The following is an 8,012-nucleotide window of genomic DNA, read 5'->3' on the forward strand; positions in this document are numbered from 1 at the left end:
TTTATTAGAATGTTGCATTCAATCCCACCATAAATACCCTAGGCTTGGGATATTGATCAAAATTAACCTCTCCTTGACCAAAAGTATTGTCACTGGTCTGCACCTCAGGGTCATACCCTTGATATTTTGTACTTACAAAAAAGTTTTGTGCAGAAGTATAGATCTTAAGTCTACTCAATTGGAATTTTTCTATCATTTCTGACGGAAAGTTGTAACCCAACAATAGGTTTCTACCCCTTATAAATGAACCATCCTGAATCATGTGTGAAGTATCCAAATTATCATAGCCTGCCGACACCGGTCGCCATTGGGCAATAGGCGTATCTTGGTTATCGGGTGTCCAACCGTTCAAGACAGTGGATAAGCTATTGGCGATACCCTGACGATTTTCTTGTGGACGTGTTGTGATATACATGACATCATTACCATATTGGAATTGCAGATCGATCAATAATTCAAAATTCTTATAACGGAAGGTATTAATAAAACTGCCATACCCATCAGGTATACCTTTACCGATAATTGTTCGGTCTGCCTGATTGATCACTCCGTCATTATTTCTATCCTCTATTTTTACATCCCCTGGCAACCTGAAATATTCGGCAGCTTCAGCCTCCTCGTCCGTTCCCCATGTGCCTAAGTGTACCAATCCAAAGAAGGAACCAACGGGTTCACCTTCCCTAATTATAGTACGGCTAGAAAATATATCACTACCCCCGGAAAGGGCCACGACTTTATTCTTGTTCATGGCGATATTGAAATCGGTTTCCCAAGAGAAATCGGCGTTCATAATATTCTTGGTATTCAAGGATAATTCGACTCCCTTGTTTTCCATACTGCCTATGTTTCTAAATACGGACGCATAACCACTACTCGTAGGAACCGGAGAATTTAATAGCATATCTGTAGTCAACTTCCTATATACGTCGGCCTCCATGGAAACTCTACCATTAAATAGACCCAACTCTATCCCGGCATCCACCTGATCTGTTTTTTCCCATTGCAAGTTAGGGTTGGCCAACCTGTCGATCCCAATACCATTTACTATGGCATTGTTAACTACGTAGGCATAGTTTCCAAGACCGGAAAGCGCACCATAAGCCGGAATTTCGGAGTTCCCCGTAACTCCATAACTTGTACGCAATTTAAGATTCGAGATTACCTGGGACTCGCGTAGGAAATTTTCTTCGGAAACCTTCCATGCCAATGCTGCGGAAGGAAAGAATGCATATTTATTGGTTGCCCCAAACTTGGAAGATCCATCGACACGGCCGGTAACCGTAAGCAAATATTTATTTAGAAGACCATAGTTGATCCTTCCGAAATAGGAATTTAAGCCATATGCATAAGCACTTGAACTTGGTGTTCGTACAACTGAGCCTGCACCCAAATTATCATAACTAAAAAAATCATCTGAAAAATTTTGAGAACCGGCACTGAAATTGGAACTGTTGACATGTTGCCATGAAATACCCAATAAACCAGTTAGTGAATGAATTTCAGCAATTTCCTTCTGATAGGTCAAATAATTCTCAAATTGCCAGGAAAAATACTCGTTTAGCGATCTGGTAGCGTATCCATTGGTATTGGTCCCAATAAAACTAAGCTCCCTACCCGCATATTCATTAACTTTTTGGTCGATACTATTTATACCCAAGGACGTTCTTAGGTCCAGTCCTTTGGCCAAAGTAATATTAGCAAAGATATTTCCCAACACAGTATTGGTTTTCAGATATCTCTTATATTCCTCCGCAACCCTCACTGGATTGGGACCTCCTTCCATACCTGGGTAATCCGCATTGCTGGCCCATGTACCATCAGGGTATTTAACTGGAATTATAGGAATATTTTCTATCATATTCCTTCCTACCCATGAAGCATGTATAACCCTTTCGTTTTGATTATTATAGCTTAAACTACCGCCTACCTTTAACCAATCCTTGATGTTGGAGTCAAAAACAAAACGTCCTGAATATCGCTTCAACCAAGAATCCTTCATAATTCCCTCTTCGTCCATATAACCCAAAAATGCACCATAACTGCCATTCTCGCCACCTCCTGTAAAAGATAATTGGTGATTCTGGGTAAATGCTGGCCTAGTAACTTCATCCTGCCAGTCTGTATCGTATATTGGATTGCCATTGGCATCGAACAATCTTGGATCATTCCTTTTTAATGCCGGGTCCGTATATTTACCATTTGCAAAGCCCACTGCATCATATTTTTCAGCGTTCTGATAAGCTACCTCTTCGATCATTAAAAATTCCTCGGAATTAAGTACACCGACTTTTTTGGCAAGCGTACCCAAACTGTAATAACTATCATAACTGATTTTACCACCCGTATTGCTTCCTCTTTTGGTGGTCACTAAAACTACACCATTGGCCCCCCTGGATCCATAAATTGCTGTCGCCGATGCATCCTTTAGCACTTCCACAGAGGCAATATCATTTGGATTTATATAATCTATAGGGGTACTGTTATCTGCAAGGCCAGTGGAAACCAGTATAACCCCATCTACAACGTACAATGGATCGTTCGCCAAACTAACAGAGGAGTTTCCCCGTATTCTTATGTTCGATTTTCCTCCGGGCCTACCTGAATTGATCGAAACACTTACCCCTGGCATTTTACCGGATAAAGACTGTGTAAGGTTTGCTGCAGGTCGCTCCTGAAGCTCTTCTGAGGAGACAGAACCTACAGCTCCTGTCAAATCACTTTTCTTTTGCGTTCCGTACCCGATTAGAACTACTTCATCCAATCCTGCGGCACTTTCTTCCAATCTGACGGAAATGGTAGTTTGCCCATTTAGAGCAATTTCTTTGGTAGCGTACCCTATATAAGAAACCACAAGGGTTGCATTTGCATCAGCCACTTCAATAGTAAAATTACCATCAAAATCGGCCGTAACCCCATTCGAGGTGCCTTTTTCCACGATGTTGGCTCCTGGTAAGGGAACTACGTCGGTATCGCTAACTACTCCAGAAACCTGAAATTGCAACGGTCCCTCCTTTTCCGATGGCCCCGCATCCCGGATCACAGAATCTAATGAAGTATTTGCAGATTTGGCAAGTATCACTTGTCGGTCATAAGTCTTGTATCTGATATTGGTATTGGCAAAAAGTAAGGCCAACACCTCCGATATTTTTCTTTTTTTGATGCGTAAAGTTACTTTTCGATCCAGATCTATCTGTGCACTCTCATAAAGGAACCGAAACTCAGAAATTGCTTCTATTTCACTAAAAACCTGTTCTACTGGAACATTATCGAGTTCTAAGGTTATTTTGGTGCCTTGGGCATAAGTATTTGCTTGAATCTCAAATAACGAAACTATAAGTAAAAAGGTAGTCAGTTTCATCTTTAAGTCGAATTTAGGGAATTGCCAATACGCCAACACCCCAATAAATTTATTTTTCATAATTTTGGTTTGATTAAATGATTTTGAAAAGGTCGTTTAATTATTAGTTCTTAAATCGGGAAATGGTCTCAAGCATTTTCCGATTTTTTTTGAACTTTTTTAGTCAAGGTAATAAGTTACGGCATACGCAATTGGTTTATTTGATTCATATTAGTCTATAGTTATTTTTCTGTCTTTTATAGTGTATCTAAAAGAATGTAATTCCCCAATAGATTTCATTACATCTTCTATACTTTCAATGTCAACGTGAAATCTTGCATTTAAAATTTTCCCATTAAGAAGTTCATTATTATTTTCAATGACCACATTATAACTGCGCTCCAACTTTTTGGTCATATCCGAAAAGCTCATATTTCTAAAAACCAGTTCCCCCTTAAGCCATCCAGTATATAGGTCAACATCGACATTCTCTTTATTTATTTTATTGGACGATTTGTTCCAAGCTCCCTTAGATCCAGGAACTAACACCAATTGATCTTGAGGTCTCAGCAAACTCGACATACTCACGGACCCCTCCACTAGTACCGTCTTGATTTCGGCTTCCTCTTTGTAGGAAGAAAAATTAAATTCGGTTCCCAAAACCTCCACAACCACTTGATCGGAATGTACTACGAATGGATGGTTCTTATCTTTGGCAACCTTAAAGTAAGCTTCACCTTCTATAAATACTTCCCGCTTACCTATGTTGAGGAACTTTACAGGATACTTTATTTTTGTGCCAGAATTTAAATACACCAAAGTACCATCAGAAAGCTCTACTTGAAATATTTTTCCATATGGAATTTCCAACTCATTATACACCAGATCTTTAATTTCAGAGTCGGTATTATAGCTTATCCGGTTACCCGTCTGAACCCCCAATACTTTTCCTGAAGAAGAAACTATCTGTTGGCTATCCCCCTCTTGGATTAGTTTGACATTATCCTCTCCCATTTTAAGCTTTATGGTAGATTCAGTGATGGGCAATTCATCAACCGAGGTATTTTGCCGTAACATCATATAGCCCAACATAATGACGCCAACAAAAATTGCCGCATATTTTAGCACAGGTCGCCAAAATGGAAATTTTTGTTTTTTGGAAACCATGGTCCTTTCCATAAATAAATGCCACTCCGCATCCGTATCCATTTCTTCCAAAAACACCAAAGCCTCTGACACAAGGTTCTCATGGAAAAGAGTATTGACAATCTCCGTCTCATTTTTTGTTAAATGTTGAAGTCCATCAGCCTTTATTTGACCAGATTGTTCAATGCTTTGCAAAACAGATTTCAAAGTTTCCATACAGGTCATTTATTGTTCTTTTTTATAAGTTGTCCCAATCTGTTAATAGGGTGACAAAAATTTATATTTTTTTTAGAATTTGATAAATATTTATGACAAATGAAATTAAATTAGTATAATTGACGATACTATTTAACCAATTACACAAATCAATAGACATTAATTAGGCAATAAAGTCCTATATAACCATGACCAAAACCAAGAAAAATTGCACCCAGGAAATGGAGAAGCTCTTTAAGGAACATTTCCCTATGTTGTGCCTAGTCGCTTTTGGAATTGTCAAGAATAGGGATGCCGCCAAAGATATTGTCCAAAATTTTTACCTCTCCTTCTGGCAACGGAAGGCCTCGATATCTATAACAATTTCCTTTAAGGCATATGCCATTGGGGCCGTAAAAAACTTGAGCTTACAGTCATTGGATAAAGCTAAAAAAGAAAAATCGCTGCTTCAGAGTCTTAACTCACCAAAATATGAAGACCCGGAAGATATCGCTTCTTCCAATACAAATGGGAAAATACAGGCACTTCTGAACGAGCTTCCTGAAAGCCGAAAACAAATTTTTATTTCCGCGATTATCAATGGGCAGAGTTACGCTGAAATAGCGGAAACCCAAGGAATTTCTATCAATACGGTAAAAACCCAAATGAAAAGGGCATACGCCTTTTTAAGATCAGAGGCCACAGAAAATTTATTGCACATTTTTATTTGTACTGCCTTTATTTCACTTCTAATAACTAAGTAAAAATATAGATAAGAAAGTATAATGTGGCTCAGCCATGAATGCCTAATCCCAAAATTTATACCTAGTCGGTCGTTACTTTACTACCCCACCAGTCTTCATTGGGCTGAAAATCTTTGGACAGGAATTTTAAACGTTGCGCTTCCAATGCTGGCCAACTTTCTTTTACTATTCGGTTATGCCGCTTTTGGGCCAGTTCGGCATTGTATTCAGGATCCTCGGATGGCATATTGGCTCCTACTTTCTTGAGCCAGGCAAGAAGCTTTTTGCTTAAACTTTTGCCAATGTCGGGATGTTGGCTTATTACATTGGACTGCTCTCCTACATCCTTAGCCAAGTCATAAAGTTCTTGGCTCCCATCTTCCCAGTAATGGATAAGTTTCCAATTTTCTTCACGTATAATTGAGGAGGGATTTCCACCTTGATTGCCATAATGGGGATAATGCCAAAACAAAGGTCTAACAACATCCATTTTTTTGCCCTCCAAAATAGGTTTGAGACTAATACCATCTATATGTTGCTCCGTTAATGCATCAAGATTGGCCAAATCCAAAATAGTGGGATAGAAATCAGTGCCTGTAACGGGAAAATCGCTCTGAGAGCCAGCATTTTTTAGCCATGGCACCTTTATAAAATAAGGTTCCCGGATACCTCCTTCCCATTGATATCCCTTACCTCCCCTTAAAGGGAGATTGCTGGTAGAAAAAGAATCGCCTGAGGCCACTCCTCCGTTATCCGAAGTAAAAACCACAATTGTATTATCCTCAAGTCCGGTATCCTTTAATGCCTGAAGCACCACTCCTACAGCATCGTCCATGCTTTCTACAAGCCCGGCATAAATAGGATTATCCTGTACCTGTCTAATAGGCAGGACCCGCTCCATTTTATAACCATTTTCGGCTATGCCCAATGCTTCAGCCTTGCTTCTATATTTGTTCCATTTTTCTTGGGTGGTCTGAATTGGCCCATGTACTGCATAAAAGGAAAGAAAAGCGAAAAAAGTGGAATCCTTATGCTGTTTAATAAAATCTGCGGTTTCGACACCCAAGCGCATACTAAGATTCTCCCCATCAACTTTGTTGGGCAATACCGGATTTTCCCAGGGAGAGAAATAGCCCCCCATAGGACTTCCCTTGTCCCATCCCCCTTTATTGATTTCAAATCCATGATCTTCAGGATAGGATCCTTCAGAACCCAAATGCCATTTACCCGCAAAAAAGGTTTTATACCCCTCCTTCTTCATGGCCTCTGCAATAGTTACATCATTCGCTGGTAGGTTACGTACGTATTCGGCCGGTAGCAATTTATCGTGACGATTGTGGGATCGCCAAGCTGTACCGGATGCTGCTCCAATCCAATCCGTGATTCCGTGTCTAGCTGTAAATTTTCCGGTCATTATACTAGCCCTAGACGGACTACAAACACGGCTGGCCGCATAACCTTGCGTAAACACCATACCTTCTTTTGCCAATGAATCAATATTTGGTGTCTCATAATAACTACTTCCGGTTATACCAAGGTCTACCAATCCCAGATCATCGACCAATATAAAAACTACATTGGGTTTCTGTTTTGAACCTTCTGGCTGTTGTTGACAGCCAAATAATAAAAATCCTAGAATAAGACAATAACTAATATTGGATATGGGCATGGGCAAGCGTTTTTCTTATGATATTAGTGCTTATTAAGGCAAGGGTTTCACCATAATATCCTTGTAATAAACAATGCTTTTCGGATCATGGCCTTGTAATGCAAATGTTCCTCCTTTAAGAACCCTGTGCTGGCGTTCACCTTCTGCACGTTTAGGATTTTCCGGTTCGGTATAATCTACCACCACAATATCGTTTATCTTAATGATAATTCTTTTGCCTTCCACTTTAATATATTCGGTATACCATTCATCATCGCCTACATAAGTTTCTATAACATTGACAATGTCGTATAAACTACCTGTTCGTTTCCAATCACTTTGTGAATTGTTCACTTGTACCTCATAACCATATACTGGCCAACTGGCCTCCTGATATCGGGAATGGATATATATACCGGAATTGGATCCTGGTTTGGTCATAACGGAAGCCTTGAATTCAAAATTGTGAAAATCATGATTTTCTACGTCGCCCACGTAAAATAAATGAGCCTTAGGTCCCTCCACTTTAATAGCACCATCCTCTATGGAAAAGGTCTGGGCATTTTCCCCTACTTTCCATCCATCCAGATTTTTACCATTGAACAAGGAAATCCAACCCTCATCATTTTTGTAACCTCCTGTTTGACCTGTAATTGTATTCAAAATCCCTAGACAGAATACTAGGCTCATTAGATATGCGAAACTATTTTTCATTTTACTGATTATTTTAGAAGAGACAAGATATTAAAAAATGGGTTACTCAAAAGATATTGTTGTAACTAATTTTTGAAGGTTGCGCCTTTATTGCTGTATTAACCTAAGGGTCCATTTATTTCAGGTAGCAATTGTTTAATTTGGAAATTTGACAATTGATTGATTTGAAGATGCGCAAATAATGTACGCGCTGCGCAAAGTCACCCGGTTTTGAAGTGCCGTACGAAGG

General features: G+C 39.5%; 5 protein-coding genes. 1 reads left to right on the forward strand and 4 read right to left on the reverse strand.

What is annotated here, in order from left to right; translation table 11 throughout:
• Nucleotides 1-4: 4 nt before the first annotated feature.
• Nucleotides 5-3,418, reverse strand: a complete 3,414-nt coding sequence (locus MWU84_RS17530; RefSeq protein WP_246904152.1) for a TonB-dependent receptor — start codon at nt 3,416-3,418, stop codon at nt 5-7.
• Nucleotides 3,419-3,568: 150 nt separating this feature from the next.
• Nucleotides 3,569-4,699: a FecR domain-containing protein gene (locus MWU84_RS17535; protein ID WP_246904154.1), complete on the reverse strand. Its 1,131-nt coding sequence runs from the start codon at nt 4,697-4,699 to the stop codon at nt 3,569-3,571.
• Between the two features lie 188 nt (nt 4,700-4,887).
• On the opposite strand from MWU84_RS17535, the gene MWU84_RS17540 reads away from it, so the two are divergent.
• Nucleotides 4,888-5,442: a sigma-70 family RNA polymerase sigma factor gene (locus MWU84_RS17540; RefSeq protein WP_246904156.1), complete on the forward strand. Its 555-nt coding sequence runs from the start codon at nt 4,888-4,890 to the stop codon at nt 5,440-5,442.
• Nucleotides 5,443-5,503: 61 nt separating this feature from the next.
• Here MWU84_RS17540 and MWU84_RS17545 read toward each other — a convergent pair whose 3' ends face one another.
• On the reverse strand, nt 5,504-7,090 hold the full coding sequence (locus MWU84_RS17545; RefSeq protein WP_246904158.1) for a sulfatase: 1,587 nt from the start codon (nt 7,088-7,090) through the stop codon (nt 5,504-5,506).
• Between the two features lie 33 nt (nt 7,091-7,123).
• Complete coding sequence (locus MWU84_RS17550) at nt 7,124-7,783, reverse strand: DUF1080 domain-containing protein (protein WP_246904160.1); 660 nt, start codon at nt 7,781-7,783, stop codon at nt 7,124-7,126.
• Nucleotides 7,784-8,012: the final 229 nt, after the last annotated feature.

Origin of the sequence: Arenibacter sp. F20364, from assembly GCF_023015905.1 — a bacterium.
Classification (GTDB): domain Bacteria; phylum Bacteroidota; class Bacteroidia; order Flavobacteriales; family Flavobacteriaceae; genus Arenibacter.